The sequence below is a fragment of the Pseudonocardia sp. OZ21 genome, assembly GCF_059359135.1.
In genome coordinates, this window is the sequence record NZ_JCADBN010000026.1 from 1 (window position 1) to 25,876 (window position 25,876).

The 25,876-nt window shown below is 73.1% G+C and carries 25 protein-coding genes and 1 riboswitch; of the genes, 19 read left to right on the plus strand and 6 right to left on the minus strand.

Going from position 1 to position 25,876, the window contains the following annotated elements:
* Positions 1–38: 38 nt before the first annotated feature.
* Positions 39–1,259: an MFS transporter gene (locus tag AC5L35_RS34905; RefSeq protein WP_495064028.1), complete on the minus strand. Its 1,221-nt coding sequence runs from the start codon at positions 1,257–1,259 to the stop codon at positions 39–41.
* Positions 1,260–1,411: 152 nt separating this feature from the next.
* Between AC5L35_RS34905 and AC5L35_RS34910 the strand changes: the two genes are divergently transcribed.
* The 3 genes from AC5L35_RS34910 (at position 1,412) to AC5L35_RS34920 (ending at position 5,637) form a co-directional block, all read left to right on the plus strand.
* Positions 1,412–2,785 (plus strand): alpha/beta hydrolase family protein, encoded by a 1,374-nt coding sequence (locus AC5L35_RS34910; protein ID WP_495064029.1) that lies wholly within the window; start codon positions 1,412–1,414, stop codon positions 2,783–2,785.
* A gap of 270 nt (positions 2,786–3,055) precedes the next feature.
* Positions 3,056–3,171, plus strand: a riboswitch (SAM riboswitch).
* A 38-nt stretch (positions 3,172–3,209) separates the two neighbouring features.
* The gene (locus AC5L35_RS34915) at positions 3,210–4,568 is read left to right on the plus strand and encodes an aminotransferase class V-fold PLP-dependent enzyme (RefSeq protein WP_495064030.1); all 1,359 of its coding nucleotides are present in this window, start codon (positions 3,210–3,212) and stop codon (positions 4,566–4,568) included.
* Between the two features lie 112 nt (positions 4,569–4,680).
* Complete coding sequence (locus AC5L35_RS34920; RefSeq protein ID WP_495064031.1) at positions 4,681–5,637, plus strand: methionyl-tRNA formyltransferase; 957 nt, start codon at positions 4,681–4,683, stop codon at positions 5,635–5,637.
* A 10-nt stretch (positions 5,638–5,647) separates the two neighbouring features.
* Here AC5L35_RS34920 and AC5L35_RS34925 read toward each other — a convergent pair whose 3' ends face one another.
* The 3 genes from AC5L35_RS34925 to AC5L35_RS34935 all read right to left on the minus strand — a co-directional run bounded on the left by AC5L35_RS34925 (position 5,648) and on the right by AC5L35_RS34935 (position 7,276).
* Complete coding sequence (locus AC5L35_RS34925) at positions 5,648–5,932, minus strand: DUF6343 family protein (protein WP_495064032.1); 285 nt, start codon at positions 5,930–5,932, stop codon at positions 5,648–5,650.
* A 39-nt stretch (positions 5,933–5,971) separates the two neighbouring features.
* Positions 5,972–6,541, minus strand: a complete 570-nt coding sequence (locus AC5L35_RS34930; protein WP_495064033.1) for an ATP-binding protein — start codon at positions 6,539–6,541, stop codon at positions 5,972–5,974.
* 282 nt (positions 6,542–6,823) lie between these two features.
* Positions 6,824–7,276 carry a DUF4383 domain-containing protein gene (locus tag AC5L35_RS34935; RefSeq protein WP_495064034.1) on the minus strand — a complete coding sequence of 151 codons (453 nt, stop codon included), beginning with the start codon at positions 7,274–7,276 and terminating at the stop codon, positions 6,824–6,826.
* Positions 7,277–7,555: 279 nt separating this feature from the next.
* Between AC5L35_RS34935 and AC5L35_RS34940 the strand changes: the two genes are divergently transcribed.
* The 6 genes from AC5L35_RS34940 to AC5L35_RS34965 all read left to right on the plus strand — a co-directional run bounded on the left by AC5L35_RS34940 (position 7,556) and on the right by AC5L35_RS34965 (position 12,560).
* A complete protein-coding gene (locus tag AC5L35_RS34940; protein WP_495064035.1) occupies positions 7,556–7,933 on the plus strand; it encodes a phage holin family protein in 378 nt (125 codons plus the stop codon).
* Entirely contained in the window at positions 7,930–8,355 is a 426-nt protein-coding gene (locus AC5L35_RS34945; RefSeq protein WP_495064036.1) for a DUF3618 domain-containing protein, read from the plus strand. The genes AC5L35_RS34940 and AC5L35_RS34945 overlap by 4 nt, the downstream gene beginning before the upstream one ends.
* Positions 8,342–8,614 (plus strand): hypothetical protein, encoded by a 273-nt coding sequence (locus AC5L35_RS34950; RefSeq protein WP_495064090.1) that lies wholly within the window; start codon positions 8,342–8,344, stop codon positions 8,612–8,614. Before AC5L35_RS34945 ends, AC5L35_RS34950 begins: the two co-directional genes overlap by 14 nt.
* A 120-nt stretch (positions 8,615–8,734) precedes the next feature.
* A complete protein-coding gene (locus AC5L35_RS34955; protein ID WP_495064037.1) occupies positions 8,735–9,655 on the plus strand; it encodes an SRPBCC family protein in 921 nt (306 codons plus the stop codon).
* Between the two features lie 22 nt (positions 9,656–9,677).
* Positions 9,678–10,850, plus strand: coding sequence for a zinc-dependent alcohol dehydrogenase (locus AC5L35_RS34960; protein WP_495064038.1), 1,173 nt, complete (start codon positions 9,678–9,680; stop codon positions 10,848–10,850).
* Between the two features lie 51 nt (positions 10,851–10,901).
* The gene (locus AC5L35_RS34965; RefSeq protein WP_495064039.1) at positions 10,902–12,560 is read left to right on the plus strand and encodes a catalase; all 1,659 of its coding nucleotides are present in this window, start codon (positions 10,902–10,904) and stop codon (positions 12,558–12,560) included.
* 64 nt (positions 12,561–12,624) lie between these two features.
* Here AC5L35_RS34965 and ligD read toward each other — a convergent pair whose 3' ends face one another.
* Positions 12,625–13,605, minus strand: coding sequence for a non-homologous end-joining DNA ligase (ligD, locus tag AC5L35_RS34970; RefSeq protein WP_495064040.1), 981 nt, complete (start codon positions 13,603–13,605; stop codon positions 12,625–12,627).
* A gap of 222 nt (positions 13,606–13,827) precedes the next feature.
* On the opposite strand from ligD, the gene AC5L35_RS34975 reads away from it, so the two are divergent.
* The 9 genes from AC5L35_RS34975 (at position 13,828) to AC5L35_RS35015 (ending at position 24,507) form a co-directional block, all read left to right on the plus strand.
* Positions 13,828–14,793 (plus strand): hypothetical protein, encoded by a 966-nt coding sequence (locus AC5L35_RS34975; RefSeq protein WP_495064041.1) that lies wholly within the window; start codon positions 13,828–13,830, stop codon positions 14,791–14,793.
* A 158-nt stretch (positions 14,794–14,951) separates the two neighbouring features.
* A complete protein-coding gene (locus tag AC5L35_RS34980) occupies positions 14,952–15,962 on the plus strand; it encodes a ferritin-like domain-containing protein (protein WP_495064042.1) in 1,011 nt (336 codons plus the stop codon).
* 42 nt (positions 15,963–16,004) lie between these two features.
* On the plus strand, positions 16,005–16,655 hold the full coding sequence (locus AC5L35_RS34985; protein WP_495064089.1) for a HemK2/MTQ2 family protein methyltransferase: 651 nt from the start codon (positions 16,005–16,007) through the stop codon (positions 16,653–16,655).
* Positions 16,648–16,884 carry a CDGSH iron-sulfur domain-containing protein gene (locus AC5L35_RS34990; protein WP_495064043.1) on the plus strand — a complete coding sequence of 79 codons (237 nt, stop codon included), beginning with the start codon at positions 16,648–16,650 and terminating at the stop codon, positions 16,882–16,884. The genes AC5L35_RS34985 and AC5L35_RS34990 overlap by 8 nt, the downstream gene beginning before the upstream one ends.
* Positions 16,874–17,893 (plus strand): iron-containing redox enzyme family protein, encoded by a 1,020-nt coding sequence (locus AC5L35_RS34995; RefSeq protein WP_495064044.1) that lies wholly within the window; start codon positions 16,874–16,876, stop codon positions 17,891–17,893. Before AC5L35_RS34990 ends, AC5L35_RS34995 begins: the two co-directional genes overlap by 11 nt.
* The gene (locus AC5L35_RS35000) at positions 17,890–18,837 is read left to right on the plus strand and encodes an SDR family NAD(P)-dependent oxidoreductase (RefSeq protein ID WP_495064045.1); all 948 of its coding nucleotides are present in this window, start codon (positions 17,890–17,892) and stop codon (positions 18,835–18,837) included. The genes AC5L35_RS34995 and AC5L35_RS35000 overlap by 4 nt, the downstream gene beginning before the upstream one ends.
* A 29-nt stretch (positions 18,838–18,866) precedes the next feature.
* Positions 18,867–21,374, plus strand: a complete 2,508-nt coding sequence (gene hrpB, locus AC5L35_RS35005) for an ATP-dependent helicase HrpB (protein WP_495064046.1) — start codon at positions 18,867–18,869, stop codon at positions 21,372–21,374.
* A 152-nt stretch (positions 21,375–21,526) separates the two neighbouring features.
* Positions 21,527–23,032, plus strand: coding sequence for a glutamine synthetase family protein (locus tag AC5L35_RS35010; RefSeq protein WP_495064047.1), 1,506 nt, complete (start codon positions 21,527–21,529; stop codon positions 23,030–23,032).
* Complete coding sequence (locus tag AC5L35_RS35015) at positions 23,032–24,507, plus strand: APC family permease (protein WP_495064048.1); 1,476 nt, start codon at positions 23,032–23,034, stop codon at positions 24,505–24,507. The genes AC5L35_RS35010 and AC5L35_RS35015 overlap by 1 nt, the downstream gene beginning before the upstream one ends.
* 150 nt (positions 24,508–24,657) lie before the next feature.
* Here the strand turns inward: AC5L35_RS35015 and AC5L35_RS35020 are convergent, their stop codons facing one another.
* On the minus strand, positions 24,658–25,107 hold the full coding sequence (locus AC5L35_RS35020; protein ID WP_495064049.1) for a universal stress protein: 450 nt from the start codon (positions 25,105–25,107) through the stop codon (positions 24,658–24,660).
* Between the two features lie 242 nt (positions 25,108–25,349).
* On the opposite strand from AC5L35_RS35020, the gene AC5L35_RS35025 reads away from it, so the two are divergent.
* Positions 25,350–25,856: a DUF6319 family protein gene (locus AC5L35_RS35025; protein WP_495064050.1), complete on the plus strand. Its 507-nt coding sequence runs from the start codon at positions 25,350–25,352 to the stop codon at positions 25,854–25,856.
* Positions 25,857–25,876 lie beyond the last annotated feature (20 nt).

Below are 25,876 nucleotides of genomic sequence, written 5' to 3' on the forward strand. Positions count from 1 at the left end.
CGGGGGGGGGGGGGGGGGGGGGGGGGGGGGGGGGTGGGTTATTCGGCGGCGGGGGGTGGGGGTGGGGCGGCCTGCTCGTCGCCCGCGGTGCGGGTGCCGTAGCGGGTGCGGGCGACCGCGGCGGCCAGCGCGAGCGGCACCGCCACCACGAGTGCCAGCCGGAAGGCCGTGCCGAACGCCCCCGAGTCGGCCAGCGGGCCGACGGCGGCGGTGCCGGCGGAGCTTCCGAGGAACAGGAGTGCGGCGAAGTGGGCCACGGCCGTGGCCCTCTCGGTGGGCACCACCTCGGTCGCCCAGCTCTGCAGCGTGGTGTGCAGGAACGCCCAGGACCCACCCAGCAGCAGCCCGGCGATCGTCACCGTCGCGATGTTCACCGCGACGGCGGGGACGGCCCAGCCTGCCACCAGCAGTGCGCCCCCGATGGTGGCGAGCCCGCCTGCCGACGAACGTCCGACGAGCGACCGCACCAGGCGCGACCACGCGAGGGCCCCGACCCCGAACGATGCCGCCACCAGTCCCGCGAGCGCGGCCGACGACCCGAGTGACTGCACGGCCGGCGCCAGGTAGGTGAGGACGCCGAGCACCGCGATGCCCTCGACGAACACCAGGACGAAGACCACCAGCGCCCACCTGTTGCGCAGCACCCTCGCCACCGACTGCAGCGGGTTGCCGGTGGAGGGTTGGCGGTCCGGCTCCGGGAGCCGGGCCAGCGCGATCCAGAGCAGGGCGGCGGCCACGCCCGTCACGGCCGGCACGGCACGCCAGTGGATCAGGTCGGCGAGCAACCCGGCGCCTGCCGTGGCGACCGCGATGCCCAGCGAGGACGCGGCCAGGACGTCCGACAGCGGGCGCTGGCGCACGGCGGCCGGCCACATGTCACCGACGTACACGAGCGTGGACGGGATGAGCGCGGCGAAGCAGCCGCCTGCGACGGTGCGCGTCAGGCCCAGGACCAGGAGGTTGGGGGCGAGCACCGAGCCGACGCCCGCGAGTGCCGCGCCGAGCAGCGACAGGCGCATCACCCGGACCCGCCCGATGCGGTCGCTGATCATGCCCCACACGGGCTGCATGAGGCCGTAGGCCAGGAAGTACGCGCTCGCGACGCCGGCGACGGCCGACAGGGGCGCCTTCATGTCGAGACCGATCACCACGAGGAGGGGGGCGATGGCGAAGCGGTCGACCGTGCTGGTCAAGGCAGCCAGCTGCAGCAACCGCAGCCGACCCCGCTCCCCCACGCCGGGGCGCGTCTCCGTGCTCACCGATAGACCATGGTCCGTCGCGCTCGCTCGCGCTGCACGAAACGCGGTGAGAACGGTCACTCCGGGGGTTTCGGGGCGTCGCTCCCGGCCGTCCGATCGGTGCCTCCTGCGCCGATGAATCCGGTGGTCCGGGCCGTCACTACGGTGTGCGGATGCGACGGACGATCTTCGGGCTCATCGCGGTGCTGTTCCTCGCCGCATGTTCCGCGCCCGCGGCGGAGACACCGCCGGACATCAGCGGTGACTGGCACGGCAGCATCCAGACCCCCGGGGCGCCGCTGCAGTTCGGGGTGAGCCTGGCGGGCGACGGCGGCACCTTCGACCTCCCGGCCCAGGGACTGCGCGCCCTCGCACTGCACGACGTGCGGCTCGACGGCCAGGCGGTCACGTTCCGGCTGCCCGACGTCCCGGGCGGGGCCACGTTCGACGGCACGCTGAGCGCCGCCGGGACGATCAGCGGGAGCTACAGCCAGGGCGGCCAGACCGTCCCGTTCACGCTGTCCCGCGGCGCCCTGCCCACTCCGGGCCGACCGCAGGAGCCGAAGCCGCCCTTCCCGTACCGCAGCGAGGAGGTGACGTACCCGAGCGGCGACCTGACCATGGCCGGGACGCTCACCCTGCCGTCCGCCGGTGGACCCTTCGCCACCGTCCTGATGATCACCGGGAGCGGCGCGCAGGACCGCGACGAGACCATCGCCGGACACCGGCCGTTCCTGCTGCTCGCCGACACGCTCACGCGCGCCGGGTACGCCGTGCTGCGGGTGGACGACCGGGGCGTGGGGGGCTCGACCGGCGATCTGCAGCAGGCGAGCTACGAGGACCTGACCGGCGATGCGCTCGCCGGGCTCGCGTTCCTGCGCAGCCGCCCCGAGATCGATCCCACGCGGATCGGGCTGTTCGGGCACAGCGAAGGCGGCTACCTCGCCCCGCTGGTGGCACAGCAGCCGGGCGCCGGTGTGGCGTTCGTCATGCTGATGGCGGCCCCCGCCGTCTCGGGCGAGGAGGTGCTCGTCCTGCAGAACCGCTTGCTCTTCCAGCAGGCGGGCGCCCCGCCGGAGCAGGTCCAGGCCCAGATCGACTACGTGCGCAAGCTCAGCGGGATGCTGCGGGCCGGGGACTACGACAGGGCCCGGCAGCTCGCCAGGGACCGGGTCAGCGCGCAGACCGCGGCTCTGCCGGAGGACCAGCGCCCGACGCCGGAGGAGACCGAGGCGCAACTGCCCGCCACCCCGGCCTACCGCGCCGTCCTCACCTACGACCCCGCCCCCGCGCTGCGGGCGCTGCGGGTGCCGGTGCTGGCGTTCTACGGTGGCAAGGATCTCCAGGTGCCGCCGACGCAGAGCGAGCCGGCGCTGCGGACGCTGCTCGCCGGCGATCCCGACACGACGATCCGGACGTTCCCGGCGCTGAACCACCTCATGCAGCCGGCCGCCACAGGCGCGATCACCGAGTACTCGACGATCGAGACGACCGTGTCGCCGGAGGTGCTCGAGCTCGTCTCCGGATGGATGCGGGAGCGCTTCTGAGATCGGAGTCTCCGCACGTCGGAGCCGTGATGGCGGGTGGGTGAAGCGCTGCCGGCACGACCCCGCCCGCGGCACTGCGGAGATCGGGATCCGTCAGGTCGTCGAGGCCGAGCGGCGGCGCGCTCAGGCCGCGGGCGAGCGGTGGCGGCTCGTCCCACCGCCGAGCCCCGCCGCTGCCCGCACCGACCTCCCGTGGCGGGCAGCGGTCCCGGCAGGCGGCCGGGAGGGCGGCTTGACGATCGGTCGGCGGCCGTCGTAACGTCCACGCCAGGTCATGAGTGCCAGCGTCAAGCCCCGGCTCGCTGGCCGGCAACCCTCCTCCGCGGCGGGGTGCTCCGGGTGACGACCAGGCTGCCGGGCGGGGTGTCCGGTGGCAAGCGCGGACCCGCCTGCGATGCCGGGTCCCCTTCCCCAGGAGACCGCCATGACGCTCGTGCTCGCCCGTTCCGATGCCGCCCGCGCCGCCGCCCTGCCCGACGTGGTGGGAGCCGACCTCCAGGTGCCGCTGGTCACCGGCGGGAACATCACCTACGCGAACCTCGACCTCGCCGCCAGCGCACCGGCGCTGCAGTCCGTGGCCGCCCACGTCGCCGAGCTGTTGCCGTACTACGCGTCGGTGCACCGCGGTGCCGGTTACGCGTCCCAGGTGAGCACCGCGCTGCTGGAGTCGGCGCGCGTCACGGTCGGCGAGTTCGTCGGGGCGCGCGGCGACGACGTGGTGGTGTTCACGCGCAACACCACCGACGCGCTGAACCTGCTCGCCGGTTGCGTCCCGGGCGCGGTCCTCTGTCTGGACGTGGAGCACCACGCGAACCAGCTGCCGTGGAAGTCGGGCTCCCACCGCGTGCTGCGGGTGGCCGAGACCGTGGAGCAGACCCTCGCCGACCTGGAGGCCGCGCTGGCGTCGGCGCCGGTGGCGCTGCTGGCGGTCACCGGGGCGTCCAACGTGACCGGTGAGACGCTGCCGCTGGCGCGCCTCGTCGACATCGCGCACCGGGCGGGCGCCCGGATCGTGGTGGACGCGGCCCAGCTCGCACCGCACCGGCGGATCGACCTCGCGGCCACCGGCATCGACTACGTGGCGCTGTCGGGCCACAAGCTCTACGCGCCCTACGGCGCGGGCGCGATCGTCGGCAGGCGTGACTGGCTCGACGAGGGCACGCCGTACCTCGCGGGCGGCGGCGCGGTGCGGGAGGTGCGGATCGACCGCACGGTCTGGGCGGCCGCGCCCCACCGCCACGAGGGCGGCACCCCCAACGTGGTCGGTGCAGCGGCGCTCGCGCAGGCCTGCCGCACGCTCGCACCGCTGCTCGACGGGGCCGCCCACGCGCACGAGAAGGCGCTGTCGGAACGGCTCGCGGCCGGGCTGGCCACGGTGCCCGGCCTTCGGACGCTGCGGATCTGGCCCGACAGCACCGACCGGGTCGCCGTCCACAGCTTCACCCTCCCGGACCGGCCCGCCGGTCTGGTCGCTGCCTACCTGTCCGCCGAGCACGGGATCGGCGTCCGCGACGGGCGCTTCTGCGCCCACCCCCTGCTGCTCAAGCTCTGCGGGGAGAGCGGTGAGGCGCTGCGTGCGAGCATCGGGATCAGCACCACGGAGGAGCACGTGGACCGGCTGGTGGCGGCGCTGCGGCAGCTCACGACGTGTGGCGCCCGCTGGACGTACGGAGTGGTCGACGGGCGGTGGGTGCCCACGCCGGACCCGCGCGACCACGATCCGCTCGGTGTCATCGGCGCCCTGGTGCTCGGGACCGGTGCCTCCGCCTGCAGTTCCGACTGAGCGCGAGATCTGACGTCCTCGAACCCGGCCGCCACGGTGAAGTTGGACAGGCATACCTAACTTACCGTTATCCTCCTCCTCGATCATCTGTCCCAGGGGGAGGGAGCGCTGGATGCGCGTCGTCGTGTTCGGCTACATGACGTGGGGCCACCGGACGTTGGACGCGGTGCTTGCGGCCGGGCACGACGTCCCACTGGTCGTCACGCACCCGGAGAGCGACAACCCGTACGAGACGATCTTCAACGACTCGGTGGCCGAGCTCGCCGCCAAGCACGGCATCCCGGTGCTGGTGCGCAACCGCGCCGACGACGAGGAGGTCGTCGAGCGGGTGCGGGCCGCGCGCGCCGACGCGATGGTGGTGGCCAACTGGCGCACGTGGCTGTCGCCCACCGTCTTCTCGCTCCCCCGGCTCGGCACGCTCAACGTGCACGACGCGTTGCTGCCCGCCTACGCGGGCTTCGCGCCGCTGAACTGGGCGCTGATCAACGGTGAGCCGGAGGTCGGGGTCACCGCGCACATGATGAACGGCGAGTTCGACGCCGGGGACATCGTCGCGCAGTGGGCCACCCCGGTCGGCGCCGACGACACCGTGGTGGACCTGTTCGAGCGCACCCTGGCCATGTTCGGGCCGATCACCGTGGACGCGCTGGAGCAACTGGCCACCGGGCGCACCGACTGGCAGCCGCAGGACCGCAGCCGAGCGAGCTACTTCCACCGCCGCAGCGACGAGGACAACCGGATCGACTGGAGCTGGCCCGCGAGGGACATCGCCAACCTGGTGCGCGCGCAGGTGGACCCCTACCCCAACGCGTACTGCTTCCACGGGAGCACCCGGCTGCGGGTGCTCGCCGCGGGCGTCACCGACACTCCGTACGGCGGGACACCCGGACGCATCTTCGTCCGCGACGGTGCCGGCGGGGTCGTGGTGGTGACGGGCGCCGACGCGCGGCACGGGCGCAACCCGGGCCTGGTGGTCCACCGGGTCCGCACCGACGACGGCCAGGACGTCGCGGCCACGGAGTACTTCACGCGGATGGGCGGCTACCTCACCTCCCACCCCACCCCCTAGTGCGGCGGCACTAGCCGGGCTCCCCCCGACGCTTCCGGTACAGCACCACCGCGAGGTCGCCGAGAGCGATGACGGCCACCACGACCATCACCCACCCCAGCACCGGAAGCCCGGCGGCGAACCCCAGCCACGCCGCTCCGCCGGCGAAGACGAGCCCGAACACCGCAAGCACGGCGCGCAGCGTCAGCGCGCTCCGGGCAGGTGCCGCACCGCCCACCCCGGAGGTGGGGTCGTGGTACCCGGGCAGGCCACGTTCGTAGTCGGAACGCTGGCGACGGGGCTCATCGGGGGCCATGAGCCAGGGGTACCCCCGCCCGGGCAGCCGTGCACGGATTCACGGGGCCGATTCGTCCGGGAGCCGATGCCTCGCCGATCCGGTGGTCCCCGACCCCTCGGCTTCGGCGACCGACAGCTCGGAAGGCTCGGCAGGCTGCGACACCGGCGGCCCGGCAGGCGGGGCGACCGACAGCTCGGGAGGCTGGGACGCCGCCGGCTCGGCGTGCGGGATGCGGTGGCGGAGCAGCACCCGGCTCCCCCGGCCGTCGAAGTGGATGAGCACGGACTCCGACATCCGGTTCATCAGCGGGATGCCGTGGCCACCCTGCGCCGACTGCTCGACGGGCGGGCGCCAGCTCCCGTGGTCGACCACCTCGATGCTGAGCGTGCCCGGCTCGGTCCACAGGGTCAGCTCGACCGCGCCGGACTCGTCGGGGCCGTAGGCGTGCCGCACCGCGTTGGCGGCCGCCTCGTCCACCGCGAGCACGACGTCGGCGACCTCGTCCTCGGTCAACGCGAGCGGGGCGAGCCAGCTGCCCAGCTCCCGTCGGATCAGGACCAGCTGTTCCGGGTCGGCAGGCCAGCTCCGGTGCACGAACTCGACGTGCCCGGGGGGGTCCTGATCCATGATCCTCGCTCTCCACGCTCGGCCCCGACCTCGTTCCGCCTCCAGGTCAGGACTCACGACCCGACGTCCGGTGGCGGGTAACCGGTCGACCGTATCGTCGTCGCGGGGCACGCCGACGACGCACCCGCACGCTGTGCCGGCCTCGGCGCGCCCTCCGATCCGAGGACCCCCCGCCTCACCAGGGCGAACCGGTTTCGTCCCCCCCGTCCCGGTGTACCCGATCAGTGCTGTGCACGATCGTGGCGTGTCACGCCGGTCCAGGGAAGATCGGCGCGCCCGGCGTCACCGGGTGGCGGTGGCCCTGAGATCGCGCCCGAGCAGGACGCCCAGGCCGATCATGGCGATGGCGAGCACGAGGTGCAGCCAGTTGTCCGCGTTGTTGACGGGCACGAAGTTCGCGCTGCCGCCGTGGTCGATCAGCAGGCCGTAGAGCCACAGGACGGCATAGACGACGCCGCCGCCGACCAGGTAGTTCCGGGCGCCGGTGGTCGTGCGGGCCATCCCCAGACCGACGACTCCGAACGCCAGGTGCACGAGGTTGTGCAGCACCGAGACCATGAACAGACCGAGCAGCAGGGCGGTGGACTCGTGCCCGGCGAAGCCGAGCTGGTCGTAGTTCGTGGTCACGCCGGGGATGAAGCCGAGCACTCCGACCAGCAGGAAGACCACGCTGATGACCATGGCGGCGAGCTGGACCGGATGACGTGTTCGCGGGGTGGTGGTTGAGCCGGACATCGGCTCCTCCGATCTGTGCGAAAGAGAACATCCGCACGATGCGGACGAGTGGGGCAGATACCCCTCACCCGCATGCCGAAACGCCGACGTGTCGACCGCCACCGCACCGGGGAGCGCCCAGCGCCGCCCGGGTGACGCGGGGGGAGCACAGCGTTAGTGGCGCTGCGTCTGCGGGTAGCCCGTCGCATGACCCCGCAGACAGTTGGGCGGAGTGGCGATGCCGAGTCCGGCGGACTTGCCGATCCCCGGAGCACGCCCCTCCCTGTCGACCCAGCCGACGTGTCCACCGGCGAGCTCGTCAAGCGGTTGTCGACACAGCTCTCCGAGCTGGTCCGCGGTGAGCTCGAGCTCGCGCGCACCGAGCTCACCGCCAAGGGCAAACGCGCCGGGACGGGTGCCGGGCTCGCCGGAGCAGGCGGGATCGTGGCGTTGTACGGCGTCGCGGCCCTCATCGCGGCCGCGATCGCCGGGCTCGCCCTGGTGCTCCCGCTGTGGTTGTCGGCTCTGCTGATCGGTGTGGTGCTGCTGATCGTGGCCGGGGTGCTCGCGCTGCTCGGCCGCAACCAGCTGCGCGGCGCCACCCCGCCCGTCCCCGAGCAGGCCGTGGACAGTGTCCAGCGCGACGTGCGCACGGTGAAGGAGGCGGTGCAGCGATGACCGGCACCCCGGCCGACCCGGCGCCCCGCGGCACACCCGCGGCCTCGGGCGAGCGCAGCCCGGAGGAGATGCGCGAGGAGCTCGACGCCCTGCGCGCCGAGCTCGGTGAGACGGTCGAGGAGCTCGCCCATCGGGTCGACGTCCCCGCCCGCGTGCGTGCGAAGCGCGAGGAGACGACGGCGCGGGTGCAGGAGCAGGTCGTCCAGGCGCGGGAGGTGATCGCCGAGAAGGCGCCCACCGTGAAGGCCGCGCTCCGCGACCGGCCGGGTCTGGTGGCCGGGATCGCGCTCGTGCTGAGCTATCTGCTGGTCAGCCGGCTGCGGCGGCGCAAGGCGCGGCGGCGACGGCTCAAGGCCGCAGGTATCGCCGCTGCAGCAGCGACCCTCGCAGACGTCGGAAAGGACGGCAATGGAACGCGGTAGCTCGAAGCACAGCCCTCGCGAGGACGACGCGTTGGCCGACGAACTGGCCGGACAGCTCGGCCCCGGCGGGTCCAACCGCGAGGAGTGGGCCGACCCGGAACCCCCGGCCGACGACGACCCGCCCACCCGCACCGACCTCCCCACCGCGGGCGCAGGCAACGACCCGGACCCTGCGGGGATGAGCCCGGACGAGATGAGCCGGGCACAGCACGACATGGAGGTCGCCAACGACTGGAACCCCGGCGACGACGACGTCTGAGCGAACTCGCGTTCTCCCCCGGCCCGCAGACGACCCGGTCGTGCGGTGTCACCGGCCGGCAGCGGGGTACCCCCCTGAAGCGGCAGCCGGACGAACCGGGCTGCGCGAGGGAGGATCGCGGTGGATCGCAAGAGCGACGGCAGGACCCGGCGGGGAGCGACAGGGCTCGCCCTGTTCAGCCTCGGACTCGGCAGCGCACAGGTAGGGGCGCCCGGTGCGGTCGCACGTCTCGTCGGCGCCGACGACAGCCCGACCACCCGTCTCATCACCCGGTGGGCGTGCGGGGTCCGGGAGCTTGCGGCGGGCCTCGGCATCGGTTCGAGCTCGGCACCGGGCCCCTGGCTGTGGGCCCGCGTGGCGGGAGACGCCGTGGACCTCGCCCTGCTCGGCACGGTCGCGGCCCGCCATCCCGCCCGCCGGACGCGCACGCTCGCCGCAGCGGCAGCGGTGCTCGGGGTGGCCGCGGCGGACGTGGCGACCGCGCGCCGCGCCACCCGGGGCGGCCTGCGCTCCGACGAGCTGTCCGTGCAGGCGGCGATCACGGTGAACCGGCCGGTCGCCGAGGTCTTCGACTACTGGCACGACTTCACCAACCTGCCGCGCTTCATGGCCCATCTCGAGGACGTGACCCTGCTGGGCTCGGACCGGTCGCGGTGGAGGGCGAAGGCGCCGGCCGGCATCGAGGTGATCTGGGAGGCGGAGGTCACCGCCCACACCGCCGAGGAGCTGATCGCGTGGCGCTCGGTGGACGGCTCGGCCGTGGCCACCACGGGCCGGGTCCGGTTCCAGCCCGCCCCCGGCGACCGCGGCACCGAGGTGCACGTCGCCATCGAGTACCACCCGCCGGCCGGCCGGCTCGGCTCGACGGTCGCGAAGCTGTTCGGCGAGAGCCCCGACCAGCAGATCCATGACGACCTGCGCCGTTTCAAGCAGGTGTTGGAGACCGGGGAGGTCGTGCTCAGCGACGGCAGCCCCGAGGGCACCAAGGCGTCCCGGCAGCTTCGCCAGCGCCCCGCCCAGCCGCTGCCCCCGTCGAGCTGACCAGAGCGAGAGGACCCCATTCGTGCGTGCGAACTGCTGGACCGGCCGCAACAGCGTGGAGGTCCTGGACGTCCCCGACCCCAGGATCCTCAACTCCCGCGATGCGATCGTGAAGGTCACCTCGACCGCGATCTGCGGCTCCGACCTGCATCTCTACGACGGCTACGTCCCGACGATGCGCAAGGGCGACATCCTCGGCCACGAGTTCATGGGCGAGGTCGTGGAGACCGGGAGCGGCGTGCCGAACCTGAGCGCGGGCGACCGGGTCGTCGTCCCGTTCCCGATCGCGTGCGGCGCGTGCAACGCCTGCGAACGCGGGCTCACCTCGGTGTGCGAGAACTCCAACCCCAACGCCGGGATCGCCGAGAAGTTCATGGGCCACTCCCCCTGCGGGATCTTCGGCTACTCGCACATGCTGGGCGGCTACGCCGGTGGGCAGGCGGAGTACGTCCGCGTCCCGTTCGCCGACGTCGGACCGCTGAAGATCAACGGGGACATCCCCGACGAGAAGGTGCTCTTCCTCTCCGACATCCTGCCCACCGGGTACATGGGTGCGGAGATGTGCGACATCTCGCCCGGTGACGTCGTCGCGGTGTGGGGAGCGGGGCCGGTCGGGCAGTTCGCGATCGCCGGCGCGAGGCTGCTGGGAGCCGAGCGGGTGATCGCGATCGACCGCTTCCCCGAGCGCCTCGACATGGCGGCCTCGAAGGCCGGTGCCACCGACGTCATCAACTACGCCGAGACGCCGGTCCTCGAGGCACTGCAGGAGCTGACGGGGGGCCGCGGGCCGGACGCCTGCATCGACGCCGTCGGCCTCGAGGGCCACGCCGCCTCGGCGCTGTACGCGTACGACCGCGTCAAGCAGGCCGCGCGCCTGGAGACCGAGCGACCCACGGCGCTGCGCGAGGCGATCCTCGCCTGCCGCAGCGGCGGGGTCGTGTCCGTGATCGGCGTGTACGGCGGGCTGATGGACAAGTTCCCGATCGGGGCGTTCATGAACCGGTCGCTCGTCCTGCGCACCGGCCAGGCCCACGTGCACCGCTACATGGAGCCCCTGCTGGCGCGGATCGAGCAGGGCGACCTCGACCCCAGCTTCGTGATCACCCACCGCATGTCGCTTGACGAGGCCCCGCAGGGCTACGAGATGTTCAAGAACAAGCAGGACGAGTGCATCAAGGTCGTCCTCACCCCCTGACCACCACGGCGCCGCGGGGAGACAACGCGCAGTTCCAACGAAGGAGACATCGTGACCCAGGCTCGTGACACCGGAGACGGCCACCGGACATTGACCAACCGGCAGGGCCACCCCGTCGTCGACAACCAGAACACGCGCTCGGTGGGCGCCCGCGGCCCGGCGACGCTGGAGAACTACCAGTTCCTCGAGAAGATCAGCCACTTCGACCGGGAACGCATCCCCGAGCGTGTCGTGCACGCCCGCGGCTTCCTGTCCTACGGCACCTTCACCGCCACCGGGAAGTGGGGCGACGAGCCCATCGAGCGCTACACGCGGGCGAAGCTGTTCTCCGAGGACGGCAAGCAGACCCCGGTGGCGCTCCGCTTCTCCACGGTCATCGGTGGCCGGGACTCGTCGGAGGCCGCCCGCGACCCCCGCGGCTTCGCGGTGAAGTTCTACACCGAGGACGGCAACTGGGACCTCGTCGGCAACAACCTGGGCATCTTCTTCATCCGCGACGCGATCAAGTTCCCCGACGTCATCCACTCCCTGAAGCCCGACCCTGTCACGTTCCGGCAGGAGCCGGCCCGGATCTTCGACTTCATGTCGCAGACTCCCGAGTCGATGCACATGATCGTCAACCTGTTCAGCCCGCGCGGCCTCCCGGCGGACTACCGCCACATGCAGGGCTTCGGCGTGAACACCTACAAGTGGGTCAACGCCAACGGCGAGACGAAGCTGGTGAAGTACCACTTCATGCCCACCTGCGGCGTGGCCTCGATGACCGAGGAGGACGCAGCCGCCGTCCAGGCGGGCGACCTGGGACACGCCTCCAAGGACCTGCACGACGCGATCGAGCGCGGCGAGTACCCGGAGTGGGAGCTGCTCGTCCAGATGATGGACGACCACGACCACCCCGAGCTGGACTTCGACCCGCTCGACGACACGAAGGTGTGGCCGGAGGAGATCTTCCCGCCGAAGAAGATCGGGACGCTCCAGCTCAACCGCAACGTCGAGAACTTCTTCGCCGAGAACGAGCAGTCCAGCTTCGGCACCGGTGTGCTGGTGGACGGCCTCGACTTCTCCGACGACAAGATGCTGGTCGGGCGGACGTTCTCCTACAGCGACACCCAGCGCTACCGGGTGGGGCCGAACTACCTGCAGCTGCCGGTGAACTCGCCGAAGAACGCGTCGGTGGGCACCAACCAGCGGGACGGGCAGATGACCTACTTCGTGGACACGGGCGGCGAGAACCCGCACGTGAACTACGAGCCGTCGACGATGGGCGGGCTGTCCGAGGCCCCGGCCCCGGCGCACGACGAGCAGGGCCCCGTCATCGAGGGCAGGCTCACCCGCAAGCGGCTGCAGCGCACCAACGACTACGCGCAGGCGGGCGAGCGGTTCCGGCTGATGGAGGACTGGGAGCGCGACGACCTCGTCGCGAACTTCGTCGCCAACATCGCCGAGGCCACCGACGAGGTCCAGAAGCGCATGGTCTGGCACTTCTACCTGTGCGAGGACGAGCTCGGGCAGCGCGTCGGCGAGGGCCTCGGCATCTCCCTCGAGGCCGTGCAGGACCTCGATCCGCTGCCGAAGCAGACACTGAACGACGAGGAGCGCAAGCGCCTCGAGAACCTCGGCCACAACGGGCCGCGTGACGTGGAGGGCCACACGATGACCCACTGCGTCCCCGACGAGCACCGCAAGGTGGCCGCAGGCGCCACCGCCTGATCCCACCGTCCGCCGACCGGCGCCGTCCCTGGTGGGGCGGTGCCGGTGGCATGTGGACGACCGTTCAGTACAGGCGCGCTTCGCCCGGGGTCTTGTCCGGGCGCAGGCCGCGCCAGGCGGCGTGGCGCAGCCTGCCCTCTGCGGTCAGCACGCGGTAGACCACCTCGCCGACGAGCTCGGGGCGCACCCACCGGGCCTTGCGCGCCTCCTCCCGCGGCACCTCCTCGTCGAACGGGCTCGCGGGCTGTTGGCGGGGACCCAGCTCACCGAGCAGGTGGCGCAGCGCCGTCTCGGTGAACCCGGTGCCGACGTGGCCGAGGTAGCGCAGGCTGCCGTCCTCGTCGTAGGCGCCGAGCAGCAGCGCGCCGAGGCTGGCGCTGCGACGCCCCTCGCCCTCGGTGAAACCCCCGATCACGACCTCCTGGGTGTGCAGCAGCGCGGTCTTGACCCACGCCGAGGACCGGCGGCCCGGCTCGTACTGCGCGGTGCGGCGCTTGCCGACCACGCCCTCGAGCCCGTGGTCCCGGGCCACCTGCAACAGCTGCTCGCCGTCGAGGCCCGCGGTTGCGGGCGGCACCCGCACCCGCTGGCCGGCCAGCGCCAGCTCCTCCAGCACCGCACGTCGCCGGTCGTAGGGCTCACCGACCAGCGAGGTGCCGTCGAGGTGCAGGACGTCGAACACCAGGTACGACACGGGGATCCGGTCCATGAGCTCCGGCGCCGGCGAGCGGACGTGCATCCGGTGCTGGAGCAGGCCGAAGTCGGGTCGACCGTCCGCATCGAGCGCCACCACCTCCCCGTCGAGGAGCGCGGGGCGCCCGTCGAGGAGCCCGGGCAGGTCGGCGAGCTCGGGATAGGCGCCGGTGATCTCGTTGCCGCGGCGGCTGTGTGCCCGGAAGCGCTCGCCCGCCACGCCCGTGACGGCCCGCACTCCGTCCCATTTGAACTCGAACGCCCATCCCGGGCCGGCCGGCGGTCGGCCGGGGGAGGCCAGCATCGGCGCGACGGGCTCGGGCAGCGGGAGCTCAGGCACCGACCCGGTCATCCGCCGACCGTAGCGCGTTTGCGCTGGTCCGGCGGCCGCTTCTCGAGGGGTGGGGAAGCGGCCGCCGGGCACGGTCAGCGGCTCGGGGGTTCCGCTGCTCCGCGCTACTTCACGGTAACCGTTGCGTGCGCAATCGGGGAGAGCCCCTCCCCACTTGTCCGCACACGGCCGAGAAGGTTGCCGTTTCCGGTTTCTACACCAGTGTCCCGCTAGGGTCGCCCCGTGCCGGACGAGCCGGGGTGGACCGCGGACAGCGAGCCCGCCGACGAGCGCGCCGGTGCTTCCGACAGCGGCGCGGCACTGGACGCCGTCGCCGAGGAGCTCTACGGGGTGCTGCCCGACGAGTTCGTCGGCGAGCGGGACGCCGCCGTGGCCCGCGCCCGCGAGAGCGGGGACCGCGAGCTCGCCAAGGCGATCGGGAGGCTGCGCCGTCCCACCCGGGCCGCGTGGCTGGCCAACCTGCTCGCCCGGCACCGCCGCGAGCAGCTCGACGGGCTCCTCGGGCTCGCCACCGGCCTCGCCGACGCCCAGCGCACCTTGGACGGCGCGGCGTTGCGCCGACTGTCGAGCACGCGCCACCAGCTCGTCGCAGCCATGGCACGGGAGGCGGGCCGGCTCGCGATGGAGGCGGGCGATCCGGCGGCCGAGAGCGTGCTGCGGGAGCTGCAGGGCATCCTCGAAGCCGCGCTCGCCCGGCCCGACATCGCGGAACAGGTGCGGTCGGGCCGGCTGACCCGCACCGTCAGCTACACGGGGTTCGGGCCGGAGGCCGACCCCGACGCCCGGCCTGCACCGGCGCTCCGTGCGGCCGCCCCACCCCCGCCGGCCGCTCCCGTCGCCGCGGAACCGGGCGACTCCGAGCGCGCCGAGCGGGAACGGGCCGAGCGGGAACGGGCTGAGCGGGAACGGCGGGAACGAGCCCTCGCCGAGGCGGAGGCCGAGGAGGAGGCGGCGCGCGAACAGCAACAGGCCGCCGAGGACGCCCGCGACGCGGCCCTGGAGGAGCGGGATGCCGCCCGCGACCGGGTCGCCGAGCTGACGGCGGAGCTGGACGCCGCCCGCGACCGGGAACGCGCCGCCGCCGCGGCGGCCCGGGAGGCGGAGGCCACGGCGAAGGCCTCGGCCAGGGCCGCGGGGGCCGCCGCCGCCCGTACCGCCAGGGCGCGGACCCGCCTCGACGAGGACTGAGCGCCGATCCCGCGCAGGCCTCGCCGGGCGCGTGACCGCTCGGCGCCCGGTCACCGCAACCACCCGAGAGCGTGCTCACACGGTCGCGACGCGTGAGCTGCCCCGGAGGCGGGCACCCCGGACATACCGGCCCGACCACGAGAGGACTGATCGCCATCATGGCGAACACCAGCACCGCGACCACGCAGATGGCCACGAAGACCGTCGTGACCGACACGGTCGTCGCGCAGCTGCGCGCGCTCGAACAGCTCACGCACACCGAGGCCCAGATCGCCAGGTTGCGCGTCGCCCAGGCCCGTACCGATGCCGTACGACGCGAGCTGCGGCAGAACGGCGACAACGCCGTGCGCCGTGCCCGCCGGATCGCCGACCAGCTGCACACCCTGCACGCCGTGCCGGACGTGGTGACCCCCGCGCTGGGCCGCGTGCTCGCGCTCGTCAAGAGCACCATGGAACAGGCCCAGCCGATCGACGAGGCGCTGCTCGGAGACCTCAGCCTGGAGCACCAGCTCCTCGACCGGGCCCGCTACCTGCGGGTACTCGCCGAGCGGGCGGACCTCACGGCCGTCGAGAAGCTCGCCGACGACCTCGTCACCGCCCACACCGCCACCGTCGAATGGCTCACCACCGTGCTTGCCGAGGAGGCGCTGGGCGGACCTGCCGCGCTGACGCCGACCCCGCTACAGCGGGTGGCGGGCGGCGTGGTCCACGCCGTGGGCCTGCCGACGCGTTTCGCGGTCGGGCGGGTCAACCACGCGGTCCACATCGCCTACCGCACCGGCGAGCAGGCCAGGGACGCCGTCAGTGACGTGGCGGGCAAGGTCGTCCAGCTCGGCAGCGGCACCCGCGAGGTGGCCACGGCCGGTCGCGACGCGGCGCTGCAGCGGGCCGAGCGAGTGGCCGCGCGCGAGGGCGCCGACGGCGTGGCCGACGTGGTGCGCGAGACGCGGGCCGACCTCGGCAGCCTGAAGGCGTCCGAGCTGCCGATCAAGCACTACGAGGAGATGACGGCGCAGAACGCCATCGCCGCGCTGCGCGAGCTGACCACGGCCGCCGACCTCACCACCATGATCGCGTTCGAGCAGAACCACAAGAACCGCTCGGGCGTCATCTCGGCGGCGCAGACACGCTTCGCTGCTATCGCGAAGAACGTGGCCGATGTGGACTGATAAGGGTTTGGCTTTCCGGTCAGCGGGCACAGAGCGAGCGTGATGCTGCTGCGGCCACCCGGGGTGTACCGGGCCGAGAGTGACAGCCAGATGCTGATCGACATCATGAGCCGTGGCCGTTTCGCCGTCGGTCGTGACGTGCTCGACATCGGCACCGGGAGCGGGGCGCTGGCGGTTGCCGCGGCCCGCTCCGGTGCCGCCTCGGTCACCGCGGTCGACCTCTCGTTGCGTTCGGTGGTGGCCACCTGGCTGAACAGCCGGCTGCACGGGGCGCCCGTCACGGTCCACCGCGGTGACCTGTTCGGCCCGGTGAGCGGGCGGCGCTTCGGCCTGGTCGTGGCCAACCCGCCGTACGTCCCCGCCCCGACCGAGGCCCTGCCCCGGCACCGCAAGGCCCGTTGCTGGGACGCGGGACCCGACGGCCGCGCGCTGCTCGACCGGATCTGCGCGGGGGTGTCCGACGTGCTCGAGCCCGACGGCGACGTCCTGCTGGTGCACTCGGCGGTCTGCGACACCGACATGACGCTCGACGCGCTGACGCGGGTCGGGTTGGAGGCACAGGTTCTCGAACGCGCGACGGTGCCGTTCGGCCCGGTCATGCGCGGGCGGGCGGCTCTGCTGGAGTCCCGCGGCCTGATCCGGCCCGGCCAGCGCTTCGAAGAGCTCGTGGTGGTCGGGGCCCGGCGTGCCTGAGCGCGCACGCGAGATCGTGCTCACCGACGACGGCCCGATCCTGGTGTCGGGGCCCATCGAGGTCGTGCTTCCCGACGGGCGACGGGTGCGCTCCGACCGCGCGGTCAGCGCCCTGTGCACGTGCCGGCGCAGCCGCCGCCAGCCGTTCTGTGACACCAGCCACCGGCGCAAGGTGCGCCAGGACGAAGGGGAGGACCGTGCTGAGCAGGAACCGACCTGTGCTGGTTGAGCCGCCGGCGCTGCCCGAGCCGCGTGGCCCGCTGTCGGCTGCCGTGATCGGCTCGCTGCGCCGGGGGCCCGAGATCCTGCCGCCCGTGGAGGTCACCGACCCGTACGGCGAGGACCTGCAGCTCGCGCTGTACTGCCTCTACGAGCTGCACTACCGGGGCTTCGCCGGTGTCGACGAGGACCTCGAGTGGGACCCGTCGCTGCTCACGGTCCGGCGCGCGATGGAACAGGTCTTCCTCGGTGCGTTGCGCGACGACGTCGCTCCCTCCGACGGCACGCCCGACGCTGTCGACGCCGAGCTGGAGTCGCTGCTCGTCGAACCGGTGGACGCCCGCGGCGTCTCCCATCACCTGCGCCGCGCGGGTGAGCGCTGGCAGGTGCGCGAGTACGTGGCCCACCGGTCGCTCTACCACCTCAAGGAGGCCGACCCGCAGGCCTGGGTGATCGCCCGGCTGGACGGCCCGGCGAAAGCGGCGCTGGTGACCGTCGAGCACGACGAGTACGGCGCCGGCGACCCCGACCGCATGCACGCGCACCTGTTCGCCGAGATGATGCGCGCGCTGGATCTCGACGCCTCCTACGGCGCCTACCTCGACGCGGCGCCCGCACCGGCGCTGGCCGAGGTGAACCTCATGTCGATGTGCGGGCTGCACCGCTCCCTGCGCGGCGCGCTGATCGGGCAGTTCGCCTCGGTCGAGCTGACCTCCTCCCCCGGCTCCGACCGGCTCGTCCGCGCGATGCGCCGGCTCGACCTGCCCGAGGCGGCGGTCGAGTTCTACGCCGAGCACGTCGAGGCCGACGCCGTGCATGAGCAGGTCGTGCGGCGTGGTGTGATCGCGCCGCTGCTGGCGGCCGAACCGGCACTCGCCGCTGACGTCGTGTTCGGCATCCGCGCGAGCGGGCTGCTCGCCGACCGCTTCGGCGACCTGCTGCTGGAGCGCTGGGCCGACGGTCGCTCGGCGCTGTGCCACCCGCTCCCGGACGCTCCCGAGCTCGAAGCGGCGTCGTGACCGACCGGCCCGTCGCCGTCGTCACCGGCGCCAGCCGCGGGCTGGGTTTCCTGCTGGCCAGAGAGCTGGCCGATCACGGCCACGACATCGTGGTGAACGCCCGCTCCGAGGACGGGCTGGCCACCGCGGCGGCGCAGCTGCAGGGCCGCGGGGCCGAGGTCGTCACGGTGGCGGGCGACGTGTCGGTCGAGGCCGATGCCCAGCGGCTCGTGGCGAGTGCCGTGGAGCGCTTCGGGCGCCTCGACGTGCTCGTGACCAACGCCGGGATCATCCAGGTGGGACCCGCGGCCGCGATGCGCGCGCAGGACTTCGCCGAGGCCATGGACGTCATGTTCTGGGGCATGCTCCACCCCGTGCTGGCCGCGCTGCCGGTGATGCGTGAGCACGGAGGCGGCCGCATCCTCGCGATCACGTCCGTCGGCGGGAAGCTGCCGGCGCCGCACCTGCTGCCTTACACCGCCGCCAAGCACGCGGCCGTCGGGTTCGCCGAGGGGCTGCGGGTCGAGGCCGGGCGGCACGGCGTCACCGTCACCACGGCGGTGCCGGGCCTGATGCGCACGGGCTCCCCGCGCAACGCCCTCTTCACCGGCGACCGGACCGCCGAGAACCGGTGGTTCACCGTCGCCGACAGCCTCCCGCTGCTGTCCATCGACGCGGAGCGCGCCGCGGCGAAGCTGGTCCGAGCCGCCCGGCGCGGCCGTCCCGAGGTGATACTCACCCCCGCCGCGAAGATCGGCGTCCGGCTGCACGGGCTCGCCCCCGCGACGACGCTGCGGCTGCTCGCCGGGGTCGCCCGGCTCCTGCCCGCTGACGAGACGCGCCGCCCGGTGCAGCCGGGACACGCCGTCGCGCGCCCGGCGCGCTGGTTCGACGCGGTCACCACGCTCACCCGGCGCGCCGCCCGGCGGTTCCACCAGCACGACGACCCGGTGGGCCGGCGCTGACACCGCGGCAGGGGGGCACACTGCCCGGGATGATCCTGCCGGCCGACCTACCCGACCTCCCGGTCCGTGGCGCACTCGACGAGGTCACGACCACGGTGGACACGCACGGCAGCGCCGTGCTCGTGGCGCCGCCCGGCACGGGAAAGACCACGCTGGTACCGCTCGCGCTGGCCGCCGCGACGACGGACGCGAAGGTGCTGGTCGCGGAGCCACGCCGGCTCGCGGCCCGGGCCGCGGCCGCCCGGATGGCGTCGCTGCTCGGGGAGCCGGTCGGTGAGACCGTCGGGTACGCGGTGCGCGGGGACGCACGCCGCTCCGCCGCCACCCGCATCGAGGTGGTGACGTCCGGGCTGCTGCTGCGCCGGCTCCTCGCCGATCCGGAGCTGGCCGGGGTGGGCGTGGTGCTCCTCGACGAGTGCCACGAACGCCACCTCGACGCCGACCTGCTGCTGGCGCTGCTGCTCGACGCCCGCGACGGGCTCCGGCCGGACCTGAAGCTGCTCGCGACGTCGGCCACGGTCGCCACGGGCCGCCTGGCGGAGCTGCTGGGAGCCTCCGGCGCGGATGCCCCCGTGCTGCGGGTGGAGGCGAGGACGTTCCCCGTCGCGGTCCGGCACATACCGCCGGCTCGCGGGGAGCGGATCGAGGCGTGCGTGGCCCGGGCGGTGCGGGCCGCCCTCGACCACGGGGACGGCGACGTCCTCGCGTTCCTGCCCGGTGTCGCCGAGATCCGGCGCACCGCGGCCGCTCTGTCCGGAGTGGACGCCGACGTGCTGCCGCTGCACGGGCGGATGCCGGCAGGCGAGCAGGACGCTGCGCTGCGGCCCGGCCCCCGGCGCCGCGTGGTGCTCGCCACCGCCGTGGCCGAGTCCAGCCTGACCGTGCCCGGAGTCCGGGTCGTCGTGGACGCGGGGCTGGCCAGGGTGCCGCGCGTCGACCATCGCCGCGGGCTCGCTGGGCTGGTCACCGTGCGGGTGTCGGCCGCCGTGGCCGAGCAACGGGCCGGTCGGGCGGGCCGCGAGGCACCCGGGCTCGTGTACCGCTGCTGGCCGGAAGGTGAGCTGCTGGCTCGCTATCCCGAGCCCGAGATCCGCACCGCCGACCTCACGCGCCTCGCACTGGACCTGGCCTGCTGGGGCACCCCGGACGGCAGCGCGCTGCGCTGGTGGGACGCACCGCCGGACGGGCCGCTGCGCGCCGGCCAGGAGGTGCTGCGCGCGCTCGGGGCGCTCGACGGCACGGGCGCCACCGACCGAGGCAGGCGGATGGCGGAGCTGGGGCTGCACCCCCGCCTGGCCCGCGCCCTGCTCGACGGGACCGCGCTCGTCGGCGCACGGACCGCGGCCGAGGTGGTGGCCCTGCTCGACGACGACACCCTGACCGCGGGCCCCGAGGTGGACGGCGAGCTGCGCCGGCTGCGCTCGGGCGCGGCACCGGGCTCGGGCCGCTGGCGCGGCGAGGTGAGCAGGTTGACCCGCCTGCTGCCGTCGTCCGGTGCTCCCCGCGGGACGCGGAACCGCCCGGCGACGCACCCGACCCCGGGCGACCCCGGTCCCGACCGGTCCGGTGCGCTGGTCGTGGCGCTCGCCCATCCCGAGCGGCTGGCCCGCAGGCGGGCGGCAGGCTCGCCGCTGTACCTGATGGCAGGCGGCACGGCGGTCGAGGTGCCCGCCGGCAGCGGTCTCGACGGGCAGGAGTGGCTCGCCGTCGCCGTCGCCGAGCGGTCTCCCGGCGCCCAGAACGGCCGCGTGCGGCTGGCGGCCGTCGCCGACCAGGAGCTCGCCGAGCTCGCCGCGCCCGCGCTGCTCGCCGAGGCGGACGAGGTGGGCTGGCAGACCTCCGGTCGCGGGAACGGTGACGTCGTGGCCCGGCACGTCCGACGGCTGGGCGCGATCGTGCTCGAGGAGCGCCGCGTGTCCCACCCCGACCGGGCGGTCGTCCGTGAGGCGCTGCTCGACGGTCTGCGGCTCGAGGGCACCGCCCTGCTGCGCTGGACCGACGGCGCCAGGAGGCTGCGCGAGCGGCTCGCCGCGCTGCACCGCACCCTCGGCGATGAGTGGCCCGACGTATCGGACGCCGCGCTCCTGGCCGATCCCGACCGGTGGTGGACCGGCCCGTTCACCACTGCGCGCAGCCGCGCGGACCTCGCCAGGATCGACGCCACGGCAGTCCTGCGCGCGGTGCTGGACTGGCGGCACGCCGCCGCCCTCGACGAGCTCGCCCCCGAACGGATCACCGTGCCGTCGGGCTCCCGGATCGCCCTCGACTACTCCGGTGACCAGCCGGTGCTCGCGGTCGCGGTGCAGGAGGTCTTCGGGTGGACCGCCACCCCGACGGTCGGCGGCGGCCGGCTCCCGGTGGTGCTGCACCTGCTCTCCCCCGCCGGGCGTCCGGCGGCGGTCACCGCCGACCTGGCCTCGTTCTGGGCGACCGGCTACCCGCAGGTCCGCTCCGAGCTCCGCGGCCGGTACCCGAAGCACGACTGGCCACCGGACCCCTCGACCGCCTCGCCGAGCCGGCGTCCGCGCCGTCGTTGATCCCACATCGACAGCAATTACCTTTCGTTTCCTCTTTCATTACTCGCTCCCTTTTCCCTCTTGTCACCACACGTAGACTTCACACGGGCCCGGAACAATGACCGACCACAGACCCGGGCCGGGAAAAGCATTAGGGAAGGTGGACCAACCGAATGACTGCCGCGAATTTCTCGCCGGCGGCCTCTGGTATCGGCCGGCATGGATTCGTCGCCGAGCATGGGCTGCACACCGCCGACCAGCAATCCGCAGCCGTCGAGGTAGCCGAGCAGATCGACCGGCTGGGAATCAAAACCGTCCGCGTGGTGGTGGTCGACCAGCACGGCACCCCACGTGCGAAGTTCCTGTCGCCGCACGCCGCGATCGCCGGCCTCAGCAACGGCATCGACTTCTCCGGGGCCATCTACAGCATGGACTCGGCGAACTTCCTTTTTCCCCCAGCCTTCGCACCAGGGGGCGGACTGGGCATCGAGGAGCTCACGGGCTTCCCGGACGTGGTCATCGTCCCCGATCCGACCACCTTCCGCGTTCTGTCGTGGGCCGACAGCACGGCCTGGATCCTCTGTGACTCCTACTTCTCCAACGGGCGCCCGGTTCCCCTCGACCCCCGGCACATCCTGCGCACCCAGGTGCAGCGGCTGGCCGAACAGAACCTCACCTATGTGACAGGTCTCGAGGTCGAGTTCTACATCACGCGCAGAGTGACACCCACGATCGGTCTGCACGGCACCACCCAGCCCCCGGCCCCCCTTGCGGTGGAACCATTCCAGTTCGGTTACCAGTACCTCTCGGAGGTCCGGCTGGACTCCGTGAACGAAACGGTCACCGCCCTGCGGGACGGACTGATCGGAATCGGACTGCCACCGCGGTCGATAGAGGACGAATGGGGCCCCGGGCAGCTCGAGATCAGCTTCAGCCCGATGGTCGGCCTCGACTCCGCCGACGCAATGATCCTGTTCCGCAGTGCGGTGAAACAGATCTGCGCGCGACAAGGACTGCACGCCACCTTCATGTGCAAGCCCCCGCTGCCGAACTTCTTCGCGAGCGGCTGGCACCTGCACGCATCGCTGGCCGACGCGTCGGGTGCGAACGTGTTCCAGGCCGAGGAGACCGTCCTGTCGGAGACCGGACTCGGCTATCTCGCCGGGCAGCTCGCTCACGCGCCGGCCATGGCCGCTTTCGCCAACCCCACGGTGAACGGCTATTCGCGGCTGGCGCCGTACTCCTTCGCCCCCGACCGGATCTCCTGGGCCGTGGAGAACCGGGGCTCGCTCGTCCGGGTCCAGGGTGGGCCGGGCGATCCCGGAACGCACCTGGAGAACCGCCTCGGGGAACCGGCAGCGAACCCCTATCTCTTCCTCGCCGCCGATCTCGCCGCCGGGCGCGACGGCATCGCCCGCGGCCTGACCCCTCCGCCGTTCGTCGCGGGCGACCCGTACAAGACCGAGGCCGACGCACTGCCGGCCACCCTGCTCGACGCAGTGGCCGAACTGGACAAGGACCCGCTCTACCGTGACCAGTTCGGCCCGGAGTTCGTCGACTCCTACCTGATGATGAAGCGCGCCGAGTACGCACGCTTCGAGGCGGCCCGAGGCGGCGCCGAAGATCCGGACACGGCAGCCGCCGAATGGCAGCTGCGCGAATACTTCGAGTTCTACTGATGAGCACTCCGGACCGCAGCGAGTCGATCCGCCCCAACGCGCTCGCCGCGAACTCGCTGTCGACAAGGGACGTCATCGCGATCTCGGTGACGATCCTCGCGCCGGGGATGGCGATGCTGCTCAACGTCCCCGGCGTCGCGGTGATCGCCGGCACCTCCACGCCACTGGCATTCCTGCTGGGCGGCGTGGCCTGCCTCGCCCTCGCCGTCGTCGTCATGGGGTTCACCCGGCGGATGGCCGCGGCCGGCTACGCCTACACCTACGTGAGCCGCAGCCTGGGCGCGACGGCGGGCTTCCTCGCCGGGTGGATGTACACCTTCGGCCTGATCTGCTTCGTGCCGATGACGATGGCCGCCGTCGCCTACCTCGCGTCGGACCTGCTGGGACTCGGCCAGCACTGGTGGTTCCCGCTCTTCCTCGTGGGGATGGCCGTGCTCGTGGCGTTGTCGGTGGTCCGGATCGCGGTCACCAGCAAGCTGCAGCTGGTGGTGGCGGCCGCGACGATCCTCGTCATCCTCGTCGTCGACGTCGCCGTCACCGCGAAGGGGGGCGCTCACGGCAACTCGCTGGCGCCGTTCACGTTCGCCCACACCCAGAAGGGCGGGCTCTCCGGGGTCTTCTACGGGATCATCCTCGGCATCACGTCCTACATCGGCTTCGAGTCCGCTGCCGACTTCGGCGAGGAGACCTCGAACCCGCGCCGCTCCATCCCGATCGCCGTCATCACCGCGGTCGGGATCGCCACCGTCTTCTACCTCCTGACCACCTACAGCCTGTCCATCGGCTTCGGCGTGGACAACGGGGCGGCGCTGGGCAGTGACCCGTTCGCGCTCAAGACGATCGCGGCCCGCTTCGTGGGCGAGCCACTGGGCTCCCTGGTGGAGATCGGCGCACTCCTGTCGGCGTTCTTCGTGTGCGTCGGATGCGCCACGGCCGCCACCCGCACGCTGTTCGCGATGGGCCGGGAGGGGGCACTGCCCCCCTGGCTGGGCCGCACCCACTCCCGCTTCCGGACACCGGCCAACGCCGCACTCACGGTGGCCGCGCTGGCCACGGTGTGGGCAGCGCTGGTCGGGTTCGGGCTGGGGACCGACGATCTCGGCGGCGAACCCACCACCGTCTACTACTTCTTCGCGACGCTGGGCACCCTCTGCGTCATCCTCGTCTACATCGGGCTCTGCGTCGGCGGCGCGGTGTTCTTCCGGTGCGAGGTGGGGCGCTACCGCATCGTGACCCACCTGGTGGTGCCGGTGGCCGGGGTCGTCATCTTCGGCGCCGCGCTGTACGGCTCGGTCTATCCCACCCCGCCCGAGCCGCTGGACATGACGCCGTACATCACGCTGGCCGCGCTCGTTCTCGGTGTCCTCGCGCTGGGACTCCTGCGCGTCAGCCGCCCCGAGGCGGCGCAACGCATCGGGTCGATCATCGGCGAGGAGGAGGACAAGAAGTCCTCCGCCGTCTCGGGAGCCGGCTGATCACCATCCCGCGAGTCGCCCGTTTCCCGTGCGCGAGTCGCCCGCACGGGGCACCTTGATCGCCGCCGGATCCGGGTTTTCGCCCCCAGAGGGCGGAGAGCCGGATCTCGCAACGATCATCGTGGCCGGCTCGCGCGCGAGCCTGCTCGGCTAAGGCACGACGGTGACCGGCCACCGCCCGGCCCGCACCGCCCGCACCGCGACCGACCCGAACAGCCGGTGAGCCGCCTGGGTGCTCGCACCGACCAGAATCGCGTCGGCCCGCACCTCCTCCGCGACCTGCGTCAGCGCGAGCACCGGGTCGGCCGCGGCGACGACGAAGCGGACCTGCACCCCGTGCTCGGCGGCCAGCGCCTCGACGGCGCCACGCAGCTCATCGCGCAGCTCGTCCGCCGAGCTCTCGGCCATCGGGAGGGCGAGCGCGCCGGTGCCCGCGAACGTGGCCGCCGGGAAGGTCTCGGCGAACACGGCCACCACCTCAGCGCCCTGACGGCGTGCCTGCCCCAGTGCGTAGTGGAAGGCGCGCCATCCGGTGTCGGAGCCGTCCACGCCGACCACCAGCGTCATCGGGCCGTCGCAGCCCAGCTCGAAGCGCGTCATCGTCCCACCACCTGTCGTGTTCCCTCAGGAGTCGCCGCGGTGAAGGCCACGGTGGCGGACCGTACCGGGACGCAGCCCGGACGGGGGGACGAGCTGGTCAGGGCGTGCACACCCACAGTTTATAGCGTTGCTAAGCGTTTTCACCGCTTTGTGTCCCACGCCCCGACCCCGACCTGGTCGAACATGTGTTCTACGATCAACCTGGTTCGCCGCACTGTCACGAGAGGGAGCACGCCGCACCGATGAGCACCCCCCAGGAAACGCCCCCGACCCGGCGATCCACCAGCGCCACCACCACGGCATCGGCTCCCGCCGACACGGCCGCGCCGGACGCATCCACGTCCGGACCTGCGGCGGAGGCCACCCCGGAGCCCGCAGCCGTGGCGGCCCCGGAGCCCGCCGCGGTCACCGGCGAGCCCGGCGCCGAGTCGGAGAAGCCCCGCCGCGGCCGCCCCAAGGGCTCCTCCACCGCCCGTACCACCCGCACGGTCGAGCTCACCCTCACCGTGAGCGGCACGGCCGACGGCGACTGGCAGGCCGAGCTCAAGCAGGGCACCACCTGGCTCAGCCGGGGCCTGCCCGTCACAGCCGCCGCTGTCGCCCGGGCGGCACAGGAGCTGCACGCCGAGCTGGCCGGTCCCATCGAGGCCGTGATCGGCGCGGCCCGGGAGCAGCGCGCGGCCCGCGTCGCCGCGCTCGAGGCCGAGCTCGAGCAGGCGCGCAAGGCGCTGGCGGAGATCGAGGACTGACCCACCCGTACCCTTCTGGG